Source organism: Micromonospora sp. NPDC049047, from assembly GCF_040649135.1.
Lineage (GTDB): Bacteria > Actinomycetota > Actinomycetes > Mycobacteriales > Micromonosporaceae > Micromonospora.
In genome coordinates this window covers 252,584-277,701 of the sequence record NZ_JBEZEY010000005.1, presented here as the reverse complement: position 1 = coordinate 277,701, position 25,118 = coordinate 252,584, and the positions used below count along the sequence as shown (strand labels likewise).

The following is a 25,118-nucleotide window of genomic DNA, read 5'->3' as shown; positions in this document are numbered from 1 at the left end:
CACCCTGTTTTGACGTCTGTCAAGGTAGAGAAATGTCGAAGCAGACAATGCCGGTAGTGGACCTCCAAGCGGTCGCCTGCTGCCCCCCGTTGGCGGTCCGCCCCCTTGAGGCCGAGCAGGCGGCGGTGGTCGCGCCGATGTTCAAGGCCCTGGGCGACCCGGTCCGGCTGCGGCTGATGTCGATGATCGCCTCGGTGCCGGAGATGTGCGTGTGCGACCTGACCCCGGCGTTCGACCTGTCCGGGCCGACCATCTCCCACCATCTCAAGGTGCTGCGGGAAGCCGGCCTGGTCGACTCCGAGCGTCGCGGCACCTGGGTCTGGTACCGGGTCAGGCCCGAGGCATTCCGTCAGCTCGGCGCGCTCCTCGACCTGCCCGTCACGACCACTGCTGTCGACGGGTGAGGCTCACCCTCGCCCGGCGTGCCTCGGCCGAGTTCGCCGGCACGGCACTGCTGGTCACCGCCGTGGTCGGCTCCGGCATCGCCGCAGCGCGGATGTCGCCCGGCGACGTCGGGCTTCAGCTCCTGGAGAACGCGATCGCCACCGCCTTCGCCCTGGGCGCGCTGATCCTGATGGTCGGGCCGGTCTCCGGCGCACACCTCAACCCCGTGGTGTCCGCCGTCGACTGGTGGCTCGGCCGACGTACCGGAACGGGTTTGGCCGGCCCGGACCTCGCCGCCTACGCCGCCGCACAGGCCACCGGCGCGATCTGCGGTGCCATCCTGGCGAACCTCATGTTCGACCTGCCGGCCGTCGCCTGGTCGGAGACCGACCGCACGGGCGCGAACCTGTGGTTGGCCGAGGTCGTCGCCACCGCCGGCCTCGTCGTACTGGTCTTCGCCCTCGCCCGCAGCGGACGCACCTCGGTCGCACCCGCTGCCGTGGGCGCCTACATCGGCGCGGCGTACTGGTTCACCTCGTCCACCTCGTTCGCCAACCCCGCCGTCACCATCGGCCGGACCGTCAGCGACACCTTCGCCGGCATCGCCCCCACCTCGGTGCCCGGCTTCGTGATCGCCCAGCTCGTCGGCGGGCTGCTCGCCGTCGCCGCGCTGGCCGCCTGGTATCCCGGTGCCGGGCGCGCTGCCGACGCCGTGCTCATGCCCCGACTACCGCAGGAGACCACCCGCGATGCGTGACAAGCCCTCCGTCCTGTTCGTCTGCGTCCACAACGCCGGCCGCTCGCAGATGGCCGCCGGCTGGCTACGCCACCTCGCCGGTGACACAGTCGAGGTCCGCTCCGCCGGCAGCGAACCCGCCGACCACCTCAACCCCGTCGCCGTCGCGGCCATGCGCGAGGTCGGCGTCGACATCACCGACCAGACTCCGGTCCGTCTCACCTGGGACGCCGCGGAAGCCAGCGACGTCATCGTCACCATGGGCTGCGGCGACACCTGCCCCGTCTTTCCGGGCAAGCGCTACGAGGACTGGCAACTCACCGACCCGGCCGGACAACCCATCGACGTCGTCCGGCAGGTCCGCGACGACATCCGGGCCCGGGTCGGCGCCCTCCTGGCCGAGCTGGAACGGGAGCGATGACCTGCGCCGATCTCGCGGCCAGCGGCCGGGGGTCCGGGTTCAGGTCGCTGGTGGCCGAGGGTTCATGCCGACGTGTGCGCGCCGGACGGCTCCCTGACCGTGAAGGGTGCTTGGAGTAGGGCGGGCAGGTCGCCCAGGGTGGCGAAAGCCGGTCCGCCCCAACGCGGGTCGGTGTCGTTGTGCTCCGTGGTCCGGTAGACGGTCATAGCGACCGCCGCCGCGCCGGCCAGCTCAGCGTCCGCGCCGTCCCCGACGAAGACGCACTCCGCCGGACTGACACCCAGGCGCTCGGCGGCAAGGCGATAGATCGCCGGGTCGGGCTTGGCCAGCCCGACTTCGCAGGAGAAGACCGTGACGTCGAACCGTTGGGCGAGCGGGCCCTGCGACCATGCTTCGGCAGTGTCCGAGGTGGCGTTACTGATGAGGGCCAGCGGATGCCCGTCGCCGCGCAACGCGTCCAGCACGTCCAGGGTGGCGGTCGGGACGCTGCCCAGCACCCGGCGCGCAAGGGCTCGCCGATGCTCACCGGCCCGGGCCCAGCTCGGCCCCGGTCACGCGGAGGAATTCCAACGCTCGGGCGGAAACCGGACGCGTCGGGACATGTGGACGATGATCAGGTGATGAAAAGTAGGTCGCAGGACTCTTCCTGACCTACTTTCCATCACTTGATCATGACAAGCGGCGGTGAGGGGCAGCCTCGGCCCTAGCGGCCGGTGTTGCCCCGGCGGCCCGGGCCGGTGGCGGAGGGCCGGTGACCGATGCGGGGGGCCCGCACCGCTGAGGCGGTGCCGGAGCCCGGCCGGAAGTCCCGGGCGGCAGCGGCCACCATCTCGTCGGGGTCGCTCGTGAGCTTCTGCCGAATGTGCTGCGGGACGACCTCGGAGGTCGCCATCGCCAGTCGGACCTGCACCGAGCGGTCGTCGACAAGGCGGTCCAGGTCCGCCTCGTCCAGCTCAAGCGAACGGACCAGCGCGGCGCGGACGTCGACCACCGGGTCCGCGGCGAGTGCGCTGCGCTGTGCGGCGGTGGTCCGCGGGTTGCGGGCGACCCCCTTGCGTACGCGGGCGGTGCGATCGGCCAGCAGGGTGGTGATCACGTCGGGGTGGTGGGTGTGGGTGGCGAGTCGTTCCCGTACCTCGGGTGAGACGTCCCCGGTCAGCTTGGCGGCCAACTCCGGCTCCAGGTCCCGCCGCTCGGCGAGCAGGCCGCGCAGCTCCTTGTCCGATGCCTCGGACATGGCCCGGCGGATCGACTCGTCGCAGGACGGGTTGCTGGCGACCGCCCAGCGGATCCAGCGGTCGGCGTCCTTGACCAGGCGCATCAGGTTGGCGATCGAGGTGGCGGGGTTTCTCGCCACCGCCTCCCGGACCTGACGATCCTGGTCCCTGGTCAGCGGCCGCAGGGCCTGCGCGGGTGCGTCGGGCCGACCGGCGACGGTCTTGCGGACCACTGCCGACGGGTCGGAGGCCAGGTCGATCAGTGTCATCTGTGGCGTGCTGGGGTCCTGAGCGAGCGCCAGCCGAGCGTCAGCGTCGCCACCGATCGGACGGTGGGCGGTGGTGCCGGTGTCGCCGTGTTGGTCGGCTGCGCCGACGTCCTGCTGTTTCCCCATCGCGCAATCATGTCACGCGCCCGATTTGCCCTTGGCGGGCGCGGGTAGCCGCAGGCCGGACATACCGCCGTCCACCGCCAGCGAGGTGCCGGTCACCGACCCGGTCGCGGGCGACGCGAGGTAGACGACGGCGGCGGCCACCTCGTCGGCGGTCACCAGGCGCCCGGTCGGCTGGCGGGCGGCGAGCTGCCGCTTCTCCGCCGTCGGGTCGGCCGCCCCGGCGAGCAGCCGGGCCACCCACGGGGTGTCGACGGTGCCCGGGGCGACACAGTTGACCCGGACCCCCTCGGTCACCAGGTCGGCGGCCATGGCGAGGGTGAGGGCGTGCACGGCGCCCTTCGACGCCGAGTACAGGGCGCGGCGGGGCAGTCCGACCGTCGCCGCGATCGAGGAGATGTTGACGATCGCGGCGGACGACGACCGGCGCAGGTACGGCAGGGCGACGGCGCTGGTGCGGGCGACGCCGGAGACGTTGACGTCGAGCACCCTGCTCCACTGCTCGTCGTCGTCCTCCTCCACGGTGCCGACCGCTGAGACAGCGGCGTTGTTCACCAGGATGTCGACGCCGCCGAACGCCTCGGCGACCGAGGCGACGGCAGCGGCCAGCGACGACCGGTCGGCCACGTCGGCCCGGACACCGTGGACGCGGGGGTCCTCGGGCAGGCCCGAGACGTCCAGGTCCAGCACGCCCACCCGGGCGCCGGCGTCCAGGAACGCCCGCACGCAGGCGGCTCCGATTCCCGAGGCACCGCCGGTCACCACTGCTACGAGGCCGTCACACCGCATGCTTCTCTCCCATTCCGAGTAGGTGACGCACCGCCGTCAGGACGGCCGTGCGGTCGAGCCCGTCAGACCCAGGCCGGTCCGTCGGGGTACGCGTACGTGGCGAGGCTCTCCGGGCGCATCGTGGCGGAGAAGCCGGGGGCGGTGGGCACGACGTAGTGCCCGTTCTTGATCACCACCGGGTCGACGAAGTGCTCGTGCAGGTGGTCGACGTACTCGACGACCCGGTCACGGGTCGAGCCGGACACAGCCACGAAGTCGAACATCGACAGGTGCTGCACCAGCTCGCAGAGGCCCACTCCCCCGGCGTGCGGGCACACCGGTACGCCGTACTTCGCGGCCAGCAGGAGGATCGCGACGTTCTCGTTCACGCCGCCCACCCGACACGCGTCGATCTGCACGACGTCCACGGCTCCGGCCTGCAACAACTGCTTGAACACCACCCGGTTCGCCACGTGTTCGCCGGTGGCGACCCGGATCGGCCCGCCGTCCGGCGCGCTCGTCGACAGTGCGGAACGGATCGCCGCGTGCGCGAGCACGTCGTCGGGGCTGGTCGGCTCCTCGATCCACCACGGGTCGTACGGCGCGAGTTCCCGCATCCGGGCGACCGCCTCGGCGACGTCCCAGCGTTGGTTGGCGTCGACGGCGATCCGGATGTCCGGGCCGACCGCCGAGCGGGCGATCCTCAGGCGGCGTACGTCGTCGGCGGCGTCCGCGCCCACCTTCAGCTTGATCTGGGTGAACCCGTCGGCCACCGCCTGCTTGGCCAGCCGGATCACCTTGTCGTCCGGGTAGCCGAGCCAGCCGGGCGACGTGGTGTACGCGGGGTAGCCCCGCTCGGCGAGCACGGCGGCCCGTTCGGCCCGACCCGGCTGGGCGGCGCGCAGGATCTCCAACGCCTCGTCGGGGGCGAGGGCGTCGGTGAGGTAGCGCCAGTCGACCAGGTCGACGATCTGCTCGGGGGTCAGGTCGGCGAGGTAGCGCCAGACCGGTTTGCCGGCCCGCTTGGCGACCAGGTCCCACATCGCATTGATCACCGCTGCGGCGGCCAGGTGCATCACACCCTTCTCCGGGCCGAGCCAGCGCAGCTGGGAGTCCTGGGTGAGCGAGCGCGCGAACGCGCCGAGGTCGACGGTGTCCGGGTCGATGCCGACCACGTACGGCACCAGCGCCTCGATCGCCGCCCGGCAGACGTCGTTGCCCCGCCCGATGGTGAAGGTGAACCCGTGCCCGTCCGGGCCGTCGTCGGTGCGCAGCACGAGGTACGCGGCCGAGTAGTCCGGGTCGGGGTTCATCGCGTCGGATCCGTCGAGGTCACGGGAGGTCGGGAACCGGATGTCGTACGTGTCGACGGAGGTGATCACCGCCATCAGGCGCTGCCGAGGGTGCTGCGCTGCCGGCCGAGGCCGTCGATCTCGACCTCCATCACGTCGCCCGCGGCCAGGTACGGGAACCGGCCGGAGAGCGCCACCCCCTGTGGCGTGCCGGTGTTGATGACGTCGCCCGGGTCCAGCACCGTGTACTGGGACAGGTGCCAGACCAGGTACGCCACATCGAAGACCATGTCCTTGGTGCTGCTGTCCTGTCGGGGCTCGCCGTTGACCCAGGAGCGCAGCCGCAACGCCTGCGGGTCGTCGATCTCGTCGGGGGTGACCAGCCACGGACCGAGCGGTTGGAACGTCTCGCAGGACTTGCCCTTCGACCACTGGCCGCCGGAGACGGCGAGTTGGAAGTCGCGCTCGGAGACGTCGTTGGAGAGGGTGTAACCGGCGACGTGCGCGAGGGCGTCGGCCGGGGAGGCGAGGTAGCGGGCCCGACTGCCGATCACCACCGCCAACTCCACCTCCCAGTCGGTCTTCGTGGAGCCGCGCGGGATCAGCACGTCGTCGTACGGGCCGACGACGGTGTTGGGCGCCTTGTAGAAGATGATCGGCGCGGTCGGTGGCTCGGCGCCCGACTCGGCGGCGTGCGCGGCGTAGTTCTGCCCGACGCAGAGCACCACCCCGGGGCGGGCGATCGGCGCGCCGACCCGCTGGCCGGTGATGTCGATCTCGGGCAGGTCGGTGGCCTCGCGGACCCGTTGGACACCGTCCCCGGCGAGGAAGTCCCCGTCGATGTCGGCGGTGAGCGACGAGAGGTCGACGTGCCTTCCGTCGGTGAACAGCACGGGGCGTTCCCGCCCCACGGGCCCGACGCGCATGAACTTCACGAACCAACCTCCAGTGCATAGGTACGAATCGCGGTGTCCGCCAGTACGGCGGTCCGCTCGTCCGGCGACAGCTCACCCAGGCAGGCGTGCAGCGCCGTCCACGCCTCGTCGTACGTGGCGACGAGCTCGCAGACGGGCCAGTCGGAGCCGGCCATCAACCGCTGCGGGCCGAACAGGTCCAGCGCGGTGAGCCACTGGTAGTCGGCGGTCCACAGGTGGTGGTGCGCGTCGATGATCACGGCGTGGGCACCTCCCTCGGCAGCAGACCCTCGGCCTTCAGGTCCGCCCACAACGCGCCGGGCACCTCCCACTCGACCATCGCCACGTTGTCGGCGACCTGCTCCGGGTTCCGGGCACCGACCACCACGCTGGCGACCGCCGGGTGGCCGAACGGGAACTGGATCGCCGCCGCCCGCAGCGGCACGCCGTGCCGCTCGCACACCGACCGGATCGCGGTGGCCCGGTCGAGCAACGCCTGGTCAGCCGGGGCGTAGTCGTAGGGTGCGCCCGGCCTCGGGTCGGCCAGCAGCCCCGAGTTGTAGACACCGGCGGCGAGGACCGAGATGCCCCTCTCCTGGCACAGCGGCAGCAGCTCGTCGAGGCCGGACTGGTCCAGCAGCGTGTACCGGCCGGCGAGCATGAAGCAGTCGAAGTCCCCGGCCCGGGCCAGCTCGACGAGCGCCGGGGCCTGGTTCATCCCCGCGCCGACCGCGCCGATCTCGCCGGCCTCCCGCAGCCGCGCGAGCACCGGGTACGCCTCGGTGATCGCCTCGGCGAGGTGGTCGTCCGGGTCGTGGAGGTGCGCGATGTCGATCCGGTCCAGCCCCAACCGGGCCAGGCTCTCGGTGAGCGAGCGGCGCACCCCGGCGGCGGAGAAGTCGAACCGTGGGGTCAGGTCGGTCGGCTCGGCCCAGAACTCCTGCCCGTCGTCACCACCGGGGACGAGCAACCGACCGACCTTGGTGGAGAGGGTGAACGCGTCGCGTGGCTTCTCGGCGAGGACCGCCCCTGCCCGCCGTTCGGAGAGCCCGCAGCCGTAGAGCGGGGCGGTGTCGAAAGAGCGCAGCCCGAGGTCCCAGGCCGCCGCGACCGTCGCGTGGGCGACGTCGTCACCGACGGCGTCGAACATCCCACCGATCGGGGCGAGGCCGAGCCCGAGCCGGGTCACCACCACGTCGGTACGCCCCACCGTCACCCGTTCGGTGGCCCTCACGCGACCACCCCCTGTCCGTCGTGGATGAACCTGATCACCGACTGGCTCATCCGGTCGTAGTCGTGATCGTTGTCCAGTTCCCCGACAATGGCGAACTCCCGCATCACAGCGATCCGGTCGGCGAGGGTGACCATCTCCGGCAGGTCCGACGAGATCAGCAGGATGGCCATGCCCCGCGCGGCGAGGCCGGCGATCAACTCGTGGAAGGCCGCCTTGGTGCGGACGTCGATGCCGACTGTGGGTTCGTCGATGATGAGCACGTCGCATTCGGCAGCCAACCACTTGGCCAGGCTGACCTTCTGCTGGTTGCCGCCGGAGAGCTGACCGGCGAGTTGACCGGGCGAGGCGAGTCGGATGCCGAGCCGGTCGGCGTACTCGTCGACAAGCGCCCGCTCACCCCGGTCCCGGACCAGCCCGAGCCGGGCCAGTCGGCGCCACACCGTGACGGCCGTGTTGCGGGCGACGGTCTGGTCGAGGAAGAGGCCCTCCTCCTTGCGGTTCTCGGTGACGTAGCCGATCCGGTGCCGGTGCAGGGCGTCGCCCACGTCCCGGATCCGCGCCGGCCGTCCGTGCACCCGCACCTCGCCGGCGGTGATCCGATCGAGGCCGAGCAGCGCCTTGGCCAGCTCGCTGCGGCCCGCGCCGACAAGCCCGTACAGGCCGAGGATCTCACCGGGGCGGACGGCGAGTGTGACGTCGTGGTGGCCGGCGGTGGTGGCGACGTGGTCGAGCGCCAGCGCCGGTTCGGCGTCCGCGTCGACTGTGCGGTCGGGAAGGTGCACCTGCTGGTACGCCCGGCCGACCATCAGGTCGACGATCTGCTCGCGGGTGTGGTCGGCGAGGGGCTCGGCCTCGGCGACGCTGCGCCCGTCGCGCAGCACCGTCACCGTGTCGGCGACGGCGAAGACCTCCTCCAGTTTGTGGCTGACCAGCACCGTCGCGTGACCCCGCTCGGACAGCCGACGCACGATCCCGTAGAGGCGGTCGGCCTCGTCGTTGGTCAGCGACGCGGTCGGCTCGTCGAGCAGCAGCACCGTCGAGTCGGCCGACAACGCCTTGGCGATCTCCACCAACTGCATCTGGGCCACCGACAGCCGGGACACCGGCAGGTCGGGGTCCAGGTCCAGGTCCAGCAGGTCCAGGCACCTACGTGCCTCGACGCGCAGCGCCTCCCGGTCGAGCAGACCGGCGCGGCGGGGCAGGTGTTGCAGGCAGATGTTCTCCGCGACGCTGAACGCGGGGATCAGGTTCCGCTCCTGGTGCACCACGCCGATGCCGGCCCGCTGCGCGTCCTGCGGATTGCCGAGCTGCACCGTACGCAGGTCCCCGTCCGGCCCGGGCAGCCGCAGTCGCCCGCCGTCCGGCCGGTACACCCCGGTCAGGATCTTGATCAGGGTGCTCTTGCCGGCACCGTTCTCGCCGAGCAGCGCGTGCACGCTGCCGGCGGTCACCGCCAGCGTCGCCTCATCCAGGGCACGCACCCCGGGGAACGTCTTGACCAGGTTCTCGGCGGACAACACGACGCTCATCGCCGACCTCCGGAGAGCTTGTCGCGGAACTGTCCGAGCAGCACCGCGCCGAGGACGACAGCGCCGATGATGAGGTCCACCCACCGCCTGTTGATGTCGAACTGCGACTGGCTGACGTCGACCAGGCGGACCAGGAAGGCCGCCAGGACCGTGCCGGTCACACTGATCATCCCGCCGGCCAGGGCCACCCCGCCGATGATCGGCGCGGCGAAGCTGGGCAGCAGCAGGTCGTCGCCGATGGAGGCGTTCACCGAGCCGAAGGCGGCCACCACGATCACCGCGGCGAACCCGGCCAGCAGCCCGGACAGGGTGTGGGCCAGCACCAGCGCGCGGTCGTTGGAGATGCCCGACAGCCGGGCCGCGAACGGGTTGCCGCCGGAGGCGAGCAGGTGCCGCCCGGGCACGGTACGCCGGAAGAAGAGCGCGACCGCGACGGCGACGACGACTGCCAGCAGGAACACCACTGGCACCCCGGCCACCGATGCCTGCCCGAACTCCCGCAGCCCGGGCGAGTAGCCCTGGTAGGTGCCGGTGCCGTTCACCCCGTACCGCAGGCCCTCCAGGATCGTCATGGTGGCGAGGGTGACGATGAACCCGTTGATCCGGGTGAAGATCACCAACAGGCCGTTGACCAGCCCGACGGCCGCACCGAGGGCCAACGCGGCGAGCACCGCGACCGGGGCGGGCAGGCCCGCGTCGATCATCAGCCAGCCGGAGGCCATCGCGCAGAACCCGGTGAGTACGCCCACCGAGAGGTTCATCTGGCCGACGGCGAGCACCACCAGCTGGGCCAGGCCGATCACGATCGGCAGGGCGAGGAAGCGCAGGAACGCGTCCAGGGTGCCGGCGGTGAGCAGGTTGAAGTCGGTGGCTACCGCGAGCGCGGCGAACCCGACGGCGGCGATCACCGCGAGGGTGAACTCGTTGGTCCGGACCAGGCTCCTCATGAGCTCGACACCGCCCTTCGCTCGGCGATCACCGCTCGGAGCCGGTCCAGCGACAGCGCCGCGAGCAGGACCAGTCCGATGTAGAGCTTCAGCTCCTCCAGGGAGAACTGGAGCAGGTTGAGGCCCTTGTAGATGACCTGGGTGAGGGTCGCGCCGAGCGCGGTGCCGAGGACGCTCACCGCGCCACCGGCGAGCAGCGTGCCACCGAGCACCGGTGCCAGGAACGACGGCAGCAGGAACGACTCCCCGATGTTCGCGGAGAACGCACCGTTGTTGGCGGCGAGCAGGAAGCCGGCCAGCGCGGCGAGCAGCCCGCTCAACGCGTGGGCGGCGACGACCCGACGGTGCGTGGGAATGCCCGACAACTCGGCGGCGACGGTGTTGGAGCCGGTCATCAGGATCTCCCGGCCCAGCCGGGCGCGCCGGAACAGCAACCCGACGCCGAGCGCCGCCACCACCGCGATCGGCACGACAAGGGGGATCCGGGGGCCGCAGACCTCGCCCATGCAGTAGTCGGCGAAGGTGTCGAAGCGCAGGGCGGACAGCCCGCTCGGCTGCACAGCGAACGACACCCCGCCGGTCGCCCAGGTGTAGAGGATGGTGACCAGACCCAGCAGCCCGAAGTCGAGCGCGAGGGTCACCACGAACGAGTTGACACCGGTCTTGGCGATCAGCAGGCCGGCGAGCGCGCCGATGCCCGCACCGACGACGAGGCCCACGAGCAGCCCGACCAGCAGGGGTACGCCGAGCCGGTCGTACGCCAGGCCCATCGCGAAGGTGGACAGCGCTGCCATCCGACCGACCGCCATGTTCATGTGCCCGAGCGACAGCACCGCGAGCTGGGCGAGACCGACCACCGCGTACACGCTGATGTCGGCCTGCAGCGGCGCCAGGGTGAGCTTGGGGTTGAGGAACGCGGGGGTGAGCGACGAGAAGAGGACGACAAGCACGGCGATGACGATGACCAGGCCCAGCCGGGGGTTCGCCCAGACCGGCAGGGCCCGGGTCGGCGGCCTGGGTTCGGCGGCCGGAGGGGCCGACGGGGCCTCCGGCGCGGTTTGCGTCTTCACGCCACCCTCCTGTCCTCGATCGCGTCGCGGTCCCAGTCGATGCCGAGGCCCGGCTCGCCGGGGGCGAGCGCGTGACCGTCGACGATCGCGATCTCGGTCCGGGTGATCGCGCGCAGTTGCGGGATGTGCTCGACATAGCGGCTGTTCGGGACCGCCGCGCAGAGGCTCACGTGCAGCTCCATCAGGAAGTGCGGGCAGACCACCACGTTGCAGGCCTCGGCCAGGTGCGCGACCTTGAGCCACGGGGTGATGCCACCGATCCGTGCGACGTCGACCTGGACGATGCCGGCGGCCTGGCGACGCAGGTACTCGGCGAACTGGCCGATCGAGTACATCGACTCGCCCACCGCGACCGGGATGCTTGTCGCGCGGGCGAGCAGCTCGTGCCCGGCGACGTCGTCGGCCGGCAACGGCTCCTCGAACCAGGCGAGCCGGTGCGGTTCCAGCAGCCGGGCTCGGCTGATCGCCTCGGCGGCGGTCAGTGACTGGTTGGCGTCGACCATCACGTCGAAGCCGTCGCCGAGGGCCGCCCGGACCGCGCCGATGCGGGCGGCGTCCTCGGCCGGGTCGGGCTTGCCGACCTTGAGCTTGACGCCGGGCCAGCCGGCCGCCTGGGACGCCTTCGCGCCGGCGACCAGCTCGTCCTCGGTGAGGTGCAGCCAGCCACCCTCCGTGTCGTACAGCGGGATCCGCTCCTTGGCGCCGCCGGCCAGCACCCACAGGGGCAGGCCGGCGGCGCGGGCGCGCAGATCCCACAGCGCGGTGTCGACGGCTGCCAGCGCCAACGAGGTGATGGCGCCGACGGCGGTGGCCCGGGTGGCGGCGTGCAGGTCACGCCAGATCGCCTCCACCCGGGTCGCGTCCCGGCCGACCAGGTGTGGCAACAGGTAGTCGCGCAGCAGCGCGAGCACCGCGGTGCCGCCGGTCCCGATCGTGTACGAGTAACCGGTGCCGTGCCCGCCGTCGGTGGTGCGCAGCTCGACGAAGACCGTCTCCTGCTTGAGGAACGCCTGCACCGCGTCGGTGCGGACGGTCTCGACGGGGATGTCGACGAGGTACGCCTCGGCTGTGGTGATCGTCGACATCAGTTGCACGTGAGGAGGTTGCCGTCGAACTTCTTCTTCAGCTCCTCGGTGGTCGCGGTGCGGTCGCTCTCGTAGCCGTCCAGGTTGTCCTTGGTCACCACGAACGAGCCGGAGTCGATGGTCACCCCGGGCTCGGAGATGGTGCAGCCGCCGCTGAGCTTCATCAGCGCGTACGAGCCGACGCGGGCCTGACCGACCGGGTTCTGCAGGACGGTGGCGGCGACCGACCCGCCACGGATCCCGTCGATGACGATCGGGTCGTCGTCGATGGCGACGACCTTGATGGGGAGCTTCGACTGGCGGACCCCCTCGGCGGAGGCGACCGCCGGGTTGTAGGCGGTGTTCACGATGGCCTGGATCTGTCGACCCTTGGCGGCGAGCAGGTCGGCAACCGCCTTCTGGGCGCTCTGCAGGTCCTTGTCGATGTCGGTGACGCTCTGCACGAGCACCACCTTGCCGCCGGTCTCGCCGACCGCCTTCTCCACGCCCTGGATCCGGCGCTGGGTGTTGGAGTCCACCTTGTTGCCGGTCAGGTGCACCAGGTTGCCCTGGCCGCCCATCGCGTCGATGGCGGCCTTGGCGCCCTTGTACGCGGCGACCTCGACGTCGGTGGAGAGGCAGAAGTCGGCCTTGTTGGCCCCGGCGGGGCAGGAGGCCAGCGAGGCGACCGGGAAGCCCTGCCGCTTGAGGTCCTCGAAGGTGGAGTTGATGTTGTCCGGCGAGACGCCGAAGACCCCGAAGGCGTTGTAGCCCTGCGCGGCCAGGGACTTGAGCACGTCGTTCTGCTTGGTCTGGTCCCAGCCGGCCGTCTCGTTGAAGGTCACGTCGCCGAGCGCGAGCTCCGACTTGGCGGTGGCCCCGGCGTCCCTCCAGGGCTGGAAGTACGGGTGTGAGCCGCCGGGGACGAGCGCGACCTTGACCTGCCCTGGCTCCCGACCCCCGGCTTCGGTGTCGGTGGTGTCGCTCTTCTTCGTGCAGGCCACAGTGGTGCTGGCGAGAGCCAGAACGGTGAGGCCGGAGCCGATCCGGGACAACATCGTGCGCGACATGTTCGTCTCCTCGCGGGTGGTGGGGTGAGACGGCGGCGGGCGAGCCTATTTCCTATAGGATGTTGCTTTGCTAGTGTGTACTCGCTCACACGAACACAGTCAAGGGGTTGTTGAGGAGACGAGATGGCCCAGCAGGAAGCTCGCGAGGGCCGACTCCGTCCCGCCCGTCGGCTCACCCTCGCCGAGGACGTGTACGAGTCGATAAAGACCCTGGTCATGGACCACATCCTGACTCCCGGCGAGCGGGTGAACATCGACGCTCTCGCCCGGGAGCTGGACGTCTCCCCCACCCCGGTGCGCGAGGCGCTCGCCCGGTTGGAGGCCGACGGCCTGGTCCGCAAACGCCCGCTGTCCGGCTACTCCACCACGCCCCTGCTGACCCGCGCCGAGTTCGACGACCTCTTCGAGGTTCGCCTGCTGTTGGAGGGCGCCACCGCCGGCCGGGCCGCCGCACACGCCTCCGCCGAGCAGCGGCAACGGATCAGCGCCGAGGCGGCGACGACGATCGACGTGGAGGCCGGCGACGGATATCGCCGGCACGCCGCCTTCACCGCGCTGGACGCCACCTTCCACGACCTGATCGCCGAGGTCGCCGGCAGCCCACTGCTGCGGGACAGCATCACCCGGCTGCACCCGCACCTGCACCTGCACCGGCTGTACTTCCCGGTCACCGGCGCTCCGGACACCAACACCGAGCACCAACGCATCGCCGCCGCCATCGCCGAGGGCGACTCCGACGCCGCCGCCGAGGCGATGCGGGCGCACCTGACCGCCGCCCGGGAGCGCCACCTGCCCGCCTTCGACCAGCTTCCCGCCCCCGGCGCACCGCACGACCCGGTGTGACCCGCCCCGACCCGTCCGAGGAGCCGCCGTGCGGATAGCCCTCTTCATCACCTGCGTCAACGACATCGCGTACCCGGCCACCGGCATCGCTGTCACCCGCATCCTGCGCCGGCTCGGCCACACCGTCGACTTCCCGACCGGCCAGACCTGTTGCGGGCAGATGCACGCCAACACCGGCTACCGGGCCGAGGCGATGCCGATGGTGCGCAACTACGTCGACGCCTTCGACGGGTACGACGCCGTCGTCGTGCCGTCCGGGTCGTGCACCGCGATGATCCGCGACCAGTACCCCCGGATGCACCCACCCGCCACGTCGGTGGCCGCCCGCACCTACGAGCTGTCCGAGCTGCTCATCGACGTCCTCGGCGTCACCGACGTGGGCGCCGAGTTTCCGGAGCCGGTGACCTACCACCCCACCTGCCACGGCCTGCGGTTGCTGCGGTTGGGCGACCGGCCGCTGACACTGCTGCGCCAGGTACGCGGGATCGACCTGGTCGAGCTGGGCGACGCCGAGGAGTGCTGCGGCTTCGGCGGCACGTTCGCTCTGAAGAACCCGGACGTCTCCACAGCGATGCTCACCGACAAGTGCGCCCGGGTCCGCGAGAGCGGCGCTCGCGTGCTCGCCGCCGCCGACAACTCCTGCCTGGCCCACATCGGAGGTGGCCTCGACCGCCACCGCTCGGGCGTACGGGCCCTGCACTACGCCGAGATCCTCGCCGCGACCGGGGCCCCTTCGTGAACAGCCAGGTCGCACCGGCCACCGGAGGCGGACGGATCCGCACGCCACTGCCCTTCCCCACCATGGCGAAGCCGGCAGTCGCCGACCAGCAACTGCGGGCCAACCTGCACCGGGCCACCCGCACCATCCGCGGCAAACGCGCCCGGGTTGTCGACGAGGTGCCCGACTGGGAGGCCCTGCGCGACGCCGGCTCCGCGATCAAGGCGGACGTCCAACGCCGGTTGCCGGAGCTGCTGGAGCAGTTCGAGGCATCCGCCACCGTTGCCGGCGCCACAGTGCACTGGGCCCGGGACGCGGCCGAGGCCTGCCGGATCGTTGTCGAGTTGACCCGGGCCACCGGGGCCGACGAGGTGGTCAAGGTCAAGTCGATGGCCACCCAGGAGATCGAGCTCAACGAGGCCCTGGCGGCGGCCGGGATCGCCGCGTACGAGACCGACCTGGCCGAGCTGATCGTGCAGCTCGGCGACGACAGCCCCTCGCACATCCTGGTGCCGGCGATCCACTACAACCGGACCCAGATCCAGGAGATCTTCAAGCGGCGCATGCCGGACGCGCCGGCCGACCTCAGCGACGAGCCGGCCGCCCTGGCCGAGGCGGCCCGCGCGCACCTGCGCCGGCGTTTCCTCTCGGCCCGGGTCGCCGTGTCCGGTGCCAACTTCGCCATCGCCGACACCGGCACGCTGGTGGTGGTGGAGTCCGAGGGCAACGGGCGGATGTGCCTCACGCTGCCGGAGACGCTGATCAGCGTGGTGGGCGTCGAGAAGCTGCTGCCGACCTTCACCGACCTGGAGGTCTTCCTGCAACTGCTGCCGCGCTCCTCGACCGGCGAGCGGATGAACCCGTACACCTCGATGTGGACTGGCGTCACCCCCGGGGACGGCCCGCAGGACGTGCACGTGGTGCTCGTCGACAATGGCCGGTCCGCGGTGCTCGCCGACCCGGTGGGGCGGCCGGCGCTGTCCTGCATCCGCTGCTCCGCGTGCCTCAACGTCTGCCCGGTGTACGAGCGGGCCGGCGGGCACGCGTACGGCTCGGTGTATCCGGGGCCGATCGGGGCGATCCTGTCGCCGCAGCTGACCGGCGTGGCCGACAACGCCTCCCTGCCGTACGCGTCGACGCTCTGCGGCGCCTGCTACGACGCCTGCCCGGTAAAGATCAACATTCCGGAGATCCTGGTCCACCTCCGCCAGCAGGCCCCGCACCCGGTGGCGGAACGGACAGCCATGCGCGTCCTGTCCTGGGTGATGCGCAGCCCTCGGCGCTGGGCCGCCGCCCTGCGGCTGGCCCGCACCGGCGCGGGACCGCTCGGCGCGTACCGCGAAAAACGCACCGGCGCCCGGACGCTGCGCCGGCTGCCCTGGCCCGCGTCGGCGTGGACCCGGTCGCGGGACCTGCCGCTGCCCGCGCCGCAGACCTTCCGCGAGTGGTGGGAGCAGCAGTGAGCGCGCGTGACGAGATCCTGGCGCGGCTGCGCACGGCCCTGGCCGACAACCCACCGCCGGTGCCGGTGCCCCGCCGATACCGGCGGGCCGACGACCGCCCCGACCTGGTCGAGGTCCTCGTCGACCGGTTGGTGGACTACCGGGCGACCGTCCACAGTGGGTTTGCCGCCCTGGCCGGTCTGCTGGCCGAGGTCGACCGGCTCGCCGTGCCCACCGATGTCCCCGCCGACTGGTTGGTCGGCCACGCCGGGCGGGTGCACCGCGACGCTCCCCCGCTGACACCGGCCGAGCTTGACACCATGGACGCGGTCCTCACCGGCTGCGCCGTGGCGGTCGCCGACACCGGCACGATCATCCTCGACGCCGGCCCGACGCAGGGACGGCGAGCGCTCACCCTGGTGCCCGACCGGCACATCTGCGTCGTCCGCGCCGATCAGGTGGTGGGCCTACTGCCGGAGGCGCTGACCCGGCTCGACAGGCGCGCGCCCCAGACCTGGATCTCGGGCCCGTCGGCGACGAGCGACATCGAGTTGAACCGGGTCGAGGGTGTGCACGGCCCACGCCGGCTGGAGGTGGTGCTTGTCGATGCCGATCGCCGGGGACGCTGACGCGGGACTCACCCACCACGACGCACGGCAGCGCGATTCCCGAAACCTTCGGCGACCTTCCACGAGTTGTCGTACGACACGTCGCAGCCAACGCGATTGCCCTGACGTGGCGCAATCCCGGAGTTGACGCGTGGATCCCGACTGGCTGGAGTCCTGGTGCGAGGATCCACGTCAGGCAGTCACCAGCACCGCGGCGGCGAACTCGTCGGTGGCGCATGTGAGGATGCCGGCATGGAACAGCCACTGAGTCGGCAGGCGGCCTCGGACGCGGTAGGCGACAAGGGATGGCGATATCTGCTCGGCGCGTTGCGCACGTCGGTCCCGGTCGGCTCATTGGCTCAGGCCGCCGAGGTGGCGGCGCGCGTGGTGGCGGCGTGCGGCAGCGACGCCGATGGCCACCTACGCGCTGATATCCGGTCAGACCGGATGGTCTTGACCCTGCAGTCGTTGGATCAGGCGGCGGTTACCGCTTGCGATATCGACCTCGCTCATCGGCTTTCCGACGCCGTGCGGGACGTCGGACTACGGACAGAGCCTGAGATTGGTACGGCAGCGCCGCGGTCGGTCCAGCTCGTGGAGATCGCTCTCGACGCGCTCGACATCGCAGCGGTCCGGCCGTTCTGGAAGGCCGTGCTTGGCTACACGGACGAGGCGGGAGCCGACGGTCCCGAGGATCCGATCGTCGACCCGGTCGGGCAGGGTCCGGCGCTGTGGTTCCAGCAGATGGATCAGCCTCGCCCGGACCGCAACCGCATCCACCTCGACATCTGTGTTCCGCACGACGAGGCGCCACGGCGGATCGAAGCGGCGCTGACGGCAGGTGGCCTACTCGTGTCCGCGTCTGGTGCTCCCGCGTTCTGGGTGCTCGCGGATATCGAGGGCAACGAGGCGTGTGTGACGACCTGGCAGGGCCGAGACGACTCGTAGTGCGGGCTGACCGGCCTGGTCAGGTCACGTTACACCGGGACCCGCAGTAGGGGCAGAAGGCGCGCTTCGCGGACCATCCTTCTGCCCGCCGTTGCCTGCTGTTGAGGTGGCGCGGGCGGCGCGGTGGGCGGCCACGCGCGAGCGGTTCGCGCAGGAGGCATCGCAGTAACGGCGGGCCGGTCCGGGGCCGTAGCGCAGAACCGCGTGCACGCACCGGGAGGCCGCGCATTCCGCCAGCACGTCAACTCCGTGTTCGGCGACCATGATGCTCAGCCCCATCGCTCCGGAGGCAACCAACCATCCACCCCATGTTGATCCGGGTGCGTCGACATGCAGGTGCAGCGGCAGCTCGCCGTGGCCGACGAGCCGCGGGCGTGCGGTGCGGGCGAGCAGCTCGTTCAGTCGCTCCACAATCTGTTGCTCGTCACCGGCGACGGCGAAGACCCGGGCCAGATCGGATCGGGCCGCCCGGGCGTCGACCAGGTCCGCGTCGCGGACCGTGACCGGCTCGGGTTCGCCGAAGGCCACCAGCAGGTCCCGGAGCTGCGTCGGCGTCGTGAGGAAGTCACCGTGCCGCTCACCAGGAGCGGTGTTCACCAACGCAACCGCCAGGCGAGCCCAGCGAGTGGATTCGAATCGCGTCTCTGCGCTCACCTTGTTACGGTACCAACCATGCAAACCGTTACCGACGTTGTCGCCGACGGTCGCCTGGGAGGCGCGGCCACACGCCTGCTGGCCGCAGCCACCCTGTCCCGCCTCGCTGACTCGGCGGCGGGAATCGCCGTGACACTTGTCGTGATCGCCCGCACCGATGACGTTCGACTCGCAGGGCTGGTGGTTGCCGCCTTCGCACTGCCGACTCTGCTCACCGGTCCGGTCCTCGGCGCACTACTCGACAAACTGCGGACAAAGCGGCCCCTGTTCATCGCCAATCAGCTCATCCTTGCCGCGACACTCACCGGGGTGCTGGTCCTGGCAGGTCGGTCGCCGAACATCCTGCTCATCGCGCTGGGTCTCCTCGCCGGACTTACCGCACCCGTGTTGACGGGCGGTTACAGCAGCATCCTGCCGCAGGTCCTCCCACCGGCCCGACTGCCGCGCGGCAACGCCGCGGACGCCGCAAGCTACAACATCGCCGGTCTCGGAGGACCGGCGTTGGCTTCCGCCATCGCCAGCACCGCTGGCGCTGGGGCAGCGCTCGCCAGCGTCGCCGCCATCGCCGCCATCGGCGTGGCACTCATCCTCAGCGCACCGATGCCGAACCCCAGCACGGCAGCCGCCGAAGGCGACGGCAGGGAATCTCTGCCGGCCGCCCTGCGCGACGGTGTCCGGCTCGTCATGCGAGAACCACTGCTGCGCGCGACGACAATGACGACAACTCTCAGCCACACCGTGCAAGGGCTGCTGCCGGTGACGCTGCCCCTGCTCGCACTCCAACTCGGTTACCCGGCCGAGCACGGTGGCTGGATACTCACCGCGATCAGCTTCGGCGCCCTGATCGGCTCGTTGGCGTCCGCGCGCCTGCTCATCCGCGTCCAACCCCGCACGGCATTGATCGGGGCGCTGGTCTGCCACGGCTCGGGCGTGGCCGCCATCGCTGCCGCACCCACCCTGTGGTTCGCGTTGCCCTTCGCCGCACTCGCCGGACTCGCGAGCGGTCCCGTCCTCGCGGCCACCATGGCGATCCGGCAACAGTGCACACCTGCCCACCGCTACGCCCAGATCGTCGCCACCGGCGCCAGTATCAAAACCGGCGGTTACGCACTGGGCGCCGCCGCCACCGGGCTACTCGCCGCCCACCTCACGGCACGGCAGATCGTCTTCGTCGTCGCCGGCGTCCAACTGCTCGCACTCGTTCCGCTGCTCGCCGGCCGTCAACGGATCGGGCCGTCGCACGCGAAGCCCCGGCCGGCATGAGCCCGCACCGGCCGGCGGTTCCTCCGTCAGTTGGCGACCGGTCAGCCGCTGCTTACCGCTTGGCCCCTGTTGAATTCGAGACCATCATGCACCCACCGGCCAGTCAGGCCGCGTGACTACACCTGTCACCTGCTGGTGCAGCAGAACCGTTTGGCACTGGGCATTACTCCCTCGTGACGGAGCCGGTTGAAGATGCCGCCCAGGAGCTACCGCCCGAAACCGTGTGGCAGATGCTGCTCGACGAACATGCGCCACCACACGACGAAGCGCGAAGCTGGCTTTCCTCCGCCTTCTGGCCTCTGCTTCAAGCCGCGTACGCCGAACCGGTGCTGCGGTCGGCGTACCCTCGGACACCCCTGAACACACTGGTGCCGGGGCCTGGCCCACACATATTGGACATTCCGGCGGAGGGGCGGCGGCCGACCGTGGCGGTCGGGTCCGACGGCTGGTACTCCGTTTTCAGCCGTCGCACCCCGGACAGCGAGTGCCTCTTGCAGACCAGGGATCCGGTCGAGGCGGCGGCACTCCTGGCGCGCCTGTACGTGGAGAGCCTAGCTTGATCTTTAACCTGCGGGGCGGTGGCATCGACCCCGACTGATCATGGAGACAGCCCTTCTTCGATCATTCCTCTTGTCCAGGGAAGAAGTCGCAAACCAAGGGCTGTCTGGTGATCAGAGTGCACGATGCCGGGACGAACGGTGGGGTCGGCCGGCTGGCGGCGTTCCGGCGTGAGTTCCACGCCTGTCTGACCGCTCGCCGGGACGCGTGGGACCAGCCCAGCAGCACGGCATCAAGCGCGCCGAGGAGGGCCGCCCGAAGGGCGCCGACACATCCGAGCCCGAGGCGCCCAAGAAGACCAACCCCTGGGACGGCGACGGCCTGGGCAATGGCAACCACAAGCCTTCGTCCACCCTGGCCGGCAAGAAGCTCTTCCCGTCCGGCACCACGAAGACCAACCCACCGGCCTAGCCACCGAACCCACGGAAGACCCATGGAAGTCAACGATTACGTATGGCTCAGCCCCCGGATCATCGACCAGGTCGCACCCAAGATCAGCCCGAAGTACCGGTCGATGGTCCTGATGGCCAGAGGCGCCGGCGCCTGGGACCACGCGATCACGACGCTCGTCGGCGCCCTGTCGGAGGAGGACGTCGTGATCACCACGGCGGAGAAGGACGCGCTGCGGGAGCTCATGGAGTACCTCCGGGAACCTCTGACGCGCCTGGAGCAGATCCGGACCTCGGACTGACGGCCGGAGCGTAGATCGGGCCTCTCGAACCCTGCACCGTGTCGACCAGCGGGCGTTTCAGACCTGGCCCGATCTCGGCGAGCATGTCGATGGCGACATTCACCGAACGGTAGATCTCGGGATCCGACTGCGGAAGGTATCAAGATTTTGAGGCGGCCCACAGGAACCTGACGCACGGGACCCGCGATGTCAGAGGCGGTGAGTAGCTTCTACGCAACACGGACCACACGCCGGAGGAAAGCCGCAGATGGAACTACCGCTCAGGCGAGTCGAGCGAATCGCGACGCCGGTCATGTTCGTGGCTGCCAAAGACGGATCAGACGAGATCGGGCCAGCCTGGGACCACTTGGAGACCCTGCTCGGGTCGCTGCGCGGGCGCACATTCCTCGGCGTGTTCGACAACTCCGGCATCTACCGCTGCTGCGTCCAGATCCGAGCTGGCGACGACAGTGACCGACTCGGCCTGCAATCAGGCGTCGTGCCAGGAGGTCAATACCTGACCGCGACCGTGCGTGGTCCCCAACCTGCCGCCTACGCCCTGCTGACCCCGACCTTCGAACAGCTGCGGCGCTCCGGAGACCCAGACGACGCCCGCCCCAACATCGAGCACTACCGCCGTCACGACCGGATCGACCTGCTCATGCCGATACGAGGCAGAGCCTGAACCGACCGACCGCTCTCAAGCTCAGCCACAGCAGCGCGATGAGGCTGAAGCAGCCGCCGGAAGGGCGTGGCACGAGACCCGGCTCGTCTCTGGCGAAGGGCCCGAAGACTAGAGGCGTGATGAGACTGCGGTTGTACAAGGCTCGTGAACGGCAGCGCGTCATCGATCCTGCCGATCTCACGCTCACCTACTTCGCGATCGACCCCGAAACGAAGCCAGTCTTCGAGCACAACGGCGTAATGGTGTGGGTCGGCCAGCGCTGAAGCCTGGGATTCGCCAAGACCAAGCCGAACGACCCGTAACCGCGTCTGGCGGGGACTCCCTGACCTTCCCGTTACTTCTCGCTGTCGAGCATGCCCATCATCGGCGCCGCGTACCGCTCGCCGGAGGCGGCACCGGCCGGCACGGCCCGCTCGATCTCGTCGAGTGCCTCCCGGTCCAGCACCAGATCGGCCGCGGCCAGCGACTCGGTCAGCCGGTCGCGTCGCCGCGCGCGGACGAGCGGCACGATCTGTCCGCCCTGCGCGGCGACCCAGGCGATCGCCACCTGGCTGGTGGTCGCCCCCAGCCGCTGCGCGACCCGGCCCAGCGCCTCCAAGCGATGCGCCAACGAGCCGGCCAACTCTCCAGAACCCTTGCGGGCATCACCCCAGAACAGCTGACCGATGCACGCGACGCCTGCTGGCACATAGCCTCAAACCGGCCCACCGCGCCCGCAGCTCCCCGACCTGGGAGTTTCCAGTCGTACCAGACCTCCTGGTCGTAGTCGGGGTTCGGTGCGATCCATTTGTGGGAACCGTCGCTGTAGTGGAACTTCTCGTCACCCGGCCGCAGGATGCTCACCGAAGCCAGCCGAGGAAGCGTCACCTCTGACAGCCTGGAAACGGCATGATCTTGGGGCCCCGCGGGCTCCTGCCCCCTCGCTTATGAGTTCTGGGCACCTCGTCCGGCGATGTCCGTTCAGGTCTGCGGCCTCGGTCGACCGTGCGCGCTCGACTGTCGGTGGCTGCCTTCGTCCGGGCCGGTTCTGTCGCCGTTGCCGTCGACGACGATGCGGTAGTGGGAAGCGCCCGGCCTATTCCTATTGCCCGAGGTCCCAGTCGTATCGCTGGACACCGAACTCCGCCGTGGCCTGCTCCATGGCCTCAGCAACGGAGTCGTGCAAGGTGTCGGTCATCTCCTCGCCGCTGTCGTCGCAGTAGAACAGGTAGGCCCGTGGTTCATCGCCGTCGTACTGCGCGATGCGCAAGATCACTGGGTGCGGCACCTCGACACGGTGTCCGTCGGCGTAGCCGTAGTAGTGACGGGTGAACCCGGTAGGCCGATGCTGCGGCCCCAACCGCACCTCAGCCAAAATGTTGGGCGCCACCACGCCGATCATGATAGTGCTGCTGTACGCAAGTAGAAAGGCCACCTCCCGAACCCGGGAAGTGGCCTTTGACCTACGTGGGCGATGCTGGTATCGGCCCAGCGACCTCTTCGGTGTGAACTCTCGGCGAGCCGGTCCGATCGGGTGTCATCCGAGGTCGTACGGCGTGCTGGGGTCGCTTCGGGTCGGGTTCGGTGGGCAAAGTTGCTGTACTTCGCTGCTGTACTGCTCGTCGACGAGGAACTGTCTGAAGTGGGTGCGCATCTCCAGCCAGTGGCGGTGTTCGTCGCAGGGGTGGAGTCGGCCGCAGCGGCACAGGCTCAGGGCCGACTCGGCGTGCTTGGTCAGCAGGATGTCCGCATGGGCCACCTGCGCTTTTGCGTACTCCCGAAAGGCCGTCGAGGTGTAGATGGCTCCCATCGGTCACCGCCCTGCCCTGCGGGCGTGGCGGTGGTGCCAGAGGGTCTCGGCGACGGCGTCCACGGGGTCGATGTCCCCGGCCGCTAGGCGCTCGCGGGTGACGGCGATCCAGGGTGGCGACGCGGGGGTGGCTTCGCCGCACGCGGTCCGCATCCCTTCCTGGGCGAGTTGGGCCAGCCGGCAGGGGTCGCGTTGGTTCGTGTGCCAGCAGCCGGTGGCCACGCAGAAGCCGGCGCTGTCGGGCCGGTGAGCCTCCCAGAGAGCGCGGGCCAACCGCCACAACAGACGGTGCTGGCAGTCGGCGGGCGGCTCTTCGGGCGGGTTGTCGACATTGAAGGACATGCGCCGACCATCCCGGCCGGCGGTGAGCCGTTCCATGGCCAGCGGTCATGTCACGGTGACATGGGACGGCTCGACCAGTGCGAATGGTCGCCCTAGGCTGTCGATCTGAACACCTTGAGTAGTCGAAACGCGACGCTGGGAGTTGCCGTGCTGCTCGATCCGCTTCGGGTTCCGGAGGATGCGTGGTCGCACGGCGAGGTGTTGACCGTGCTGGCCGCTCGCGACATCGGCGGTCTGTTCCGCTGGATCACCAGTCTCACCGGGGCGAGTCAAAGCCGGATCGGGGCGGCTGTCGGGCTGGAACAGGGCTACGTCAGCCGAATCATGGCCGGACGCAAGGTCACCTCGATCGACGTCCTGGAGCGGATCGCCGACGGATGCCGAATGCCCGACCAGGCGCGCACCACGATGGGCCTGGTACCTCGCCAGGCCGCACCACCCACCGGCCCCGACCGGCGCACCCCCGGCGAGCCGGTTCACCGGACCTGGCAGGAGGACGTACGCAGTGCCGCAGAGCTTTGGCGAGGTGACGTGAACCGTCGAGACGTACTCCGGCAGGTGGCCTTCAGCTCCGCCGGCTACACCCTGCCGGCGCTGCGCTGGTTCACCGCACCCGACCCGGCCCCGGTCACCCAATCCGGCCGCAACACCGTCGGTCAACCCGAGATTGACACCATCCGCGCGATGACCGCGACCTACCGCCAGTTGGACAACCAGTACGGCGGCGGCCATGCCCGCGACACCGTGTCCCGCTACCTCCACCAGGAGGTTGCCCCGCTGCTCACCGACTGCCGCTACGACCACCACACCGGCCAGCGACTGCTCAGCGCTGCCGCCGAACTGGCCCAACTCGCCGGATGGCAGGCGTACGACACCGCCGAGCACGGCATCGCCCAGCGGTATCTCACCCTCGCCCTGAACTTCGCCCACGCGGCCGGAGACGACAGTCTCGGCGCGGAGATCCTCGCGGCGATGAGCCACCAGGCCACCTACCTCGGCCACACCGCCACCGGCCTCGACCTCGCCCGCGCCGCCGGCCAGACCGCCCGCCGCGCCGGGATCCCCGTCCTGACCGCCGAAGCCCACGTCATGGAAGCTCACGCCCTGGCCAAAGCCAACGACGAACGGGCCTGCGCCGCCGCACTGCACCAGGCGGAACAAGCCCTCGACCGAGCCGACCGCAGCACCGAGCCCCAGTGGCTCAGCTACTTCGACGAGGCGTACCTGTCGGCCAAGTTCGGCCACTGCTTCCACGCCCTTGGCCGCAACACCCACGCCGAACGCTTCGCCGCTCGATCCCTACGCATGGACAACCGCTACGTACGCGGCAAAGCCTTCAACCTCGCCCTGCTCGCCAGCGTCCACGCCCAGCAGGGCGATCCCGACCGAGCCTGCGCCATCGGCGCGGAAGCCCTGACCCTGACCACTCAGCTCCGCTCCGCGAGAGCCGTTGGCTACCTCCGCAACCTGCAAACCCAACTCGCTCCGCACCGGCGACTACCCGCCGTCCGGCACTTCACCGGCCATATCGACGCCACCCTCGGTCCCCGACGCTGAGCG

At 70.4% G+C, this 25,118-nt stretch carries 32 protein-coding genes; 15 read left to right on the top strand and 17 right to left on the bottom strand.

What is annotated here, in order from left to right; genetic code table 11:
• The first annotated feature begins 32 nt into the window (after positions 1-32).
• The 3 genes from AB0B86_RS11180 to AB0B86_RS11170 are packed head-to-tail and all read left to right on the top strand — an operon-like array spanning position 33 to position 1,541.
• On the top strand, positions 33-404 hold the full coding sequence (locus tag AB0B86_RS11180; RefSeq protein WP_357417547.1) for a metalloregulator ArsR/SmtB family transcription factor: 372 nt from the start codon (positions 33-35) through the stop codon (positions 402-404).
• Complete coding sequence (locus AB0B86_RS11175) at positions 401-1,141, top strand: aquaporin (RefSeq protein ID WP_357417545.1); 741 nt, start codon at positions 401-403, stop codon at positions 1,139-1,141. Before AB0B86_RS11180 ends, AB0B86_RS11175 begins: the two co-directional genes overlap by 4 nt.
• Positions 1,134-1,541 (top strand): arsenate reductase ArsC, encoded by a 408-nt coding sequence (locus tag AB0B86_RS11170; RefSeq protein WP_357417543.1) that lies wholly within the window; start codon positions 1,134-1,136, stop codon positions 1,539-1,541. Before AB0B86_RS11175 ends, AB0B86_RS11170 begins: the two co-directional genes overlap by 8 nt.
• Before the next feature lie 62 nt (positions 1,542-1,603).
• Here AB0B86_RS11170 and AB0B86_RS11165 read toward each other — a convergent pair whose 3' ends face one another.
• From AB0B86_RS11165 to AB0B86_RS11110, 12 genes are all read right to left on the bottom strand, one after another.
• Positions 1,604-2,038, bottom strand: a complete 435-nt coding sequence (locus AB0B86_RS11165) for an HAD-IA family hydrolase (RefSeq protein ID WP_357401907.1) — start codon at positions 2,036-2,038, stop codon at positions 1,604-1,606.
• A gap of 206 nt (positions 2,039-2,244) precedes the next feature.
• On the bottom strand, positions 2,245-3,153 hold the full coding sequence (locus tag AB0B86_RS11160) for a hypothetical protein (protein ID WP_357401909.1): 909 nt from the start codon (positions 3,151-3,153) through the stop codon (positions 2,245-2,247).
• Positions 3,154-3,165: 12 nt separating this feature from the next.
• Positions 3,166-3,939 carry an SDR family oxidoreductase gene (locus tag AB0B86_RS11155; RefSeq protein ID WP_357401911.1) on the bottom strand — a complete coding sequence of 258 codons (774 nt, stop codon included), beginning with the start codon at positions 3,937-3,939 and terminating at the stop codon, positions 3,166-3,168.
• A 62-nt stretch (positions 3,940-4,001) separates the two neighbouring features.
• Positions 4,002-5,306, bottom strand: a complete 1,305-nt coding sequence (locus tag AB0B86_RS11150; RefSeq protein ID WP_357401913.1) for an L-fuconate dehydratase — start codon at positions 5,304-5,306, stop codon at positions 4,002-4,004.
• Entirely contained in the window at positions 5,306-6,145 is an 840-nt protein-coding gene (locus AB0B86_RS11145; protein ID WP_357401915.1) for a fumarylacetoacetate hydrolase family protein, read from the bottom strand. The genes AB0B86_RS11150 and AB0B86_RS11145 overlap by 1 nt, the downstream gene beginning before the upstream one ends.
• A complete protein-coding gene (locus AB0B86_RS11140) occupies positions 6,142-6,384 on the bottom strand; it encodes an amidohydrolase family protein (protein WP_357417538.1) in 243 nt (80 codons plus the stop codon). Before AB0B86_RS11140 ends, AB0B86_RS11145 begins: the two co-directional genes overlap by 4 nt.
• Complete coding sequence (locus tag AB0B86_RS11135; RefSeq protein ID WP_357401919.1) at positions 6,381-7,358, bottom strand: aldo/keto reductase; 978 nt, start codon at positions 7,356-7,358, stop codon at positions 6,381-6,383. Before AB0B86_RS11135 ends, AB0B86_RS11140 begins: the two co-directional genes overlap by 4 nt.
• Positions 7,355-8,887: a sugar ABC transporter ATP-binding protein gene (locus tag AB0B86_RS11130; RefSeq protein ID WP_357401921.1), complete on the bottom strand. Its 1,533-nt coding sequence runs from the start codon at positions 8,885-8,887 to the stop codon at positions 7,355-7,357. Before AB0B86_RS11130 ends, AB0B86_RS11135 begins: the two co-directional genes overlap by 4 nt.
• On the bottom strand, positions 8,884-9,834 hold the full coding sequence (locus tag AB0B86_RS11125; RefSeq protein WP_357401923.1) for an ABC transporter permease: 951 nt from the start codon (positions 9,832-9,834) through the stop codon (positions 8,884-8,886). Before AB0B86_RS11125 ends, AB0B86_RS11130 begins: the two co-directional genes overlap by 4 nt.
• A complete protein-coding gene (locus AB0B86_RS11120; RefSeq protein WP_357401925.1) occupies positions 9,831-10,904 on the bottom strand; it encodes an ABC transporter permease in 1,074 nt (357 codons plus the stop codon). The genes AB0B86_RS11125 and AB0B86_RS11120 overlap by 4 nt, the downstream gene beginning before the upstream one ends.
• Complete coding sequence (locus tag AB0B86_RS11115) at positions 10,901-11,989, bottom strand: mandelate racemase/muconate lactonizing enzyme family protein (protein WP_357417618.1); 1,089 nt, start codon at positions 11,987-11,989, stop codon at positions 10,901-10,903. Before AB0B86_RS11115 ends, AB0B86_RS11120 begins: the two co-directional genes overlap by 4 nt.
• Positions 11,989-13,038 carry a sugar ABC transporter substrate-binding protein gene (locus AB0B86_RS11110; RefSeq protein WP_357417534.1) on the bottom strand — a complete coding sequence of 350 codons (1,050 nt, stop codon included), beginning with the start codon at positions 13,036-13,038 and terminating at the stop codon, positions 11,989-11,991. Before AB0B86_RS11110 ends, AB0B86_RS11115 begins: the two co-directional genes overlap by 1 nt.
• A 123-nt stretch (positions 13,039-13,161) precedes the next feature.
• On the opposite strand from AB0B86_RS11110, the gene AB0B86_RS11105 reads away from it, so the two are divergent.
• The 5 genes from AB0B86_RS11105 to AB0B86_RS11085 all read left to right on the top strand — a co-directional run bounded on the left by AB0B86_RS11105 (position 13,162) and on the right by AB0B86_RS11085 (position 17,597).
• Positions 13,162-13,881: a GntR family transcriptional regulator gene (locus AB0B86_RS11105; protein ID WP_357401929.1), complete on the top strand. Its 720-nt coding sequence runs from the start codon at positions 13,162-13,164 to the stop codon at positions 13,879-13,881.
• 28 nt (positions 13,882-13,909) lie between these two features.
• The gene (locus tag AB0B86_RS11100; RefSeq protein WP_357417533.1) at positions 13,910-14,620 is read left to right on the top strand and encodes a (Fe-S)-binding protein; all 711 of its coding nucleotides are present in this window, start codon (positions 13,910-13,912) and stop codon (positions 14,618-14,620) included.
• 62 nt (positions 14,621-14,682) lie between these two features.
• Entirely contained in the window at positions 14,683-16,062 is a 1,380-nt protein-coding gene (locus AB0B86_RS11095; protein ID WP_357417615.1) for a LutB/LldF family L-lactate oxidation iron-sulfur protein, read from the top strand.
• A complete protein-coding gene (locus tag AB0B86_RS11090) occupies positions 16,059-16,670 on the top strand; it encodes an LUD domain-containing protein (protein ID WP_357417531.1) in 612 nt (203 codons plus the stop codon). Before AB0B86_RS11095 ends, AB0B86_RS11090 begins: the two co-directional genes overlap by 4 nt.
• A 231-nt stretch (positions 16,671-16,901) precedes the next feature.
• A complete protein-coding gene (locus AB0B86_RS11085) occupies positions 16,902-17,597 on the top strand; it encodes a VOC family protein (protein WP_357417529.1) in 696 nt (231 codons plus the stop codon).
• A 24-nt stretch (positions 17,598-17,621) separates the two neighbouring features.
• On the opposite strand, the gene AB0B86_RS11080 is transcribed toward AB0B86_RS11085, so the two are convergent.
• On the bottom strand, positions 17,622-18,251 hold the full coding sequence (locus AB0B86_RS11080) for an ABATE domain-containing protein (protein ID WP_357417527.1): 630 nt from the start codon (positions 18,249-18,251) through the stop codon (positions 17,622-17,624).
• 18 nt (positions 18,252-18,269) lie between these two features.
• Between AB0B86_RS11080 and AB0B86_RS11075 the strand changes: the two genes are divergently transcribed.
• The 6 genes from AB0B86_RS11075 to AB0B86_RS11050 all read left to right on the top strand — a co-directional run bounded on the left by AB0B86_RS11075 (position 18,270) and on the right by AB0B86_RS11050 (position 21,690).
• The gene (locus AB0B86_RS11075) at positions 18,270-19,514 is read left to right on the top strand and encodes an MFS transporter (protein ID WP_357417524.1); all 1,245 of its coding nucleotides are present in this window, start codon (positions 18,270-18,272) and stop codon (positions 19,512-19,514) included.
• Between the two features lie 230 nt (positions 19,515-19,744).
• Positions 19,745-20,074, top strand: a complete 330-nt coding sequence (locus AB0B86_RS11070; protein ID WP_357417613.1) for a DUF6193 family natural product biosynthesis protein — start codon at positions 19,745-19,747, stop codon at positions 20,072-20,074.
• 205 nt (positions 20,075-20,279) lie between these two features.
• Entirely contained in the window at positions 20,280-20,483 is a 204-nt protein-coding gene (locus AB0B86_RS11065; RefSeq protein ID WP_357401947.1) for a hypothetical protein, read from the top strand.
• 22 nt (positions 20,484-20,505) lie between these two features.
• The gene (locus AB0B86_RS11060) at positions 20,506-20,763 is read left to right on the top strand and encodes a hypothetical protein (protein WP_357401949.1); all 258 of its coding nucleotides are present in this window, start codon (positions 20,506-20,508) and stop codon (positions 20,761-20,763) included.
• A gap of 346 nt (positions 20,764-21,109) precedes the next feature.
• Positions 21,110-21,427 carry a hypothetical protein gene (locus AB0B86_RS11055; RefSeq protein ID WP_357401951.1) on the top strand — a complete coding sequence of 106 codons (318 nt, stop codon included), beginning with the start codon at positions 21,110-21,112 and terminating at the stop codon, positions 21,425-21,427.
• Positions 21,428-21,543: 116 nt separating this feature from the next.
• Positions 21,544-21,690 (top strand): hypothetical protein, encoded by a 147-nt coding sequence (locus AB0B86_RS11050; protein ID WP_357417521.1) that lies wholly within the window; start codon positions 21,544-21,546, stop codon positions 21,688-21,690.
• A 71-nt stretch (positions 21,691-21,761) separates the two neighbouring features.
• On the opposite strand, the gene AB0B86_RS11045 is transcribed toward AB0B86_RS11050, so the two are convergent.
• The 4 genes from AB0B86_RS11045 to AB0B86_RS11030 all read right to left on the bottom strand — a co-directional run bounded on the left by AB0B86_RS11045 (position 21,762) and on the right by AB0B86_RS11030 (position 23,558).
• Positions 21,762-22,115, bottom strand: coding sequence for an aldo/keto reductase (locus AB0B86_RS11045; RefSeq protein ID WP_357417518.1), 354 nt, complete (start codon positions 22,113-22,115; stop codon positions 21,762-21,764).
• Between the two features lie 393 nt (positions 22,116-22,508).
• The gene (locus tag AB0B86_RS11040) at positions 22,509-22,808 is read right to left on the bottom strand and encodes a hypothetical protein (RefSeq protein ID WP_357417516.1); all 300 of its coding nucleotides are present in this window, start codon (positions 22,806-22,808) and stop codon (positions 22,509-22,511) included.
• A 135-nt stretch (positions 22,809-22,943) separates the two neighbouring features.
• Entirely contained in the window at positions 22,944-23,216 is a 273-nt protein-coding gene (locus tag AB0B86_RS11035; RefSeq protein ID WP_357417514.1) for a hypothetical protein, read from the bottom strand.
• A gap of 3 nt (positions 23,217-23,219) precedes the next feature.
• Complete coding sequence (locus tag AB0B86_RS11030; RefSeq protein ID WP_357417512.1) at positions 23,220-23,558, bottom strand: hypothetical protein; 339 nt, start codon at positions 23,556-23,558, stop codon at positions 23,220-23,222.
• A gap of 147 nt (positions 23,559-23,705) precedes the next feature.
• On the opposite strand from AB0B86_RS11030, the gene AB0B86_RS11025 reads away from it, so the two are divergent.
• Complete coding sequence (locus tag AB0B86_RS11025; RefSeq protein WP_357417510.1) at positions 23,706-25,115, top strand: helix-turn-helix domain-containing protein; 1,410 nt, start codon at positions 23,706-23,708, stop codon at positions 25,113-25,115.
• Positions 25,116-25,118: the final 3 nt, after the last annotated feature.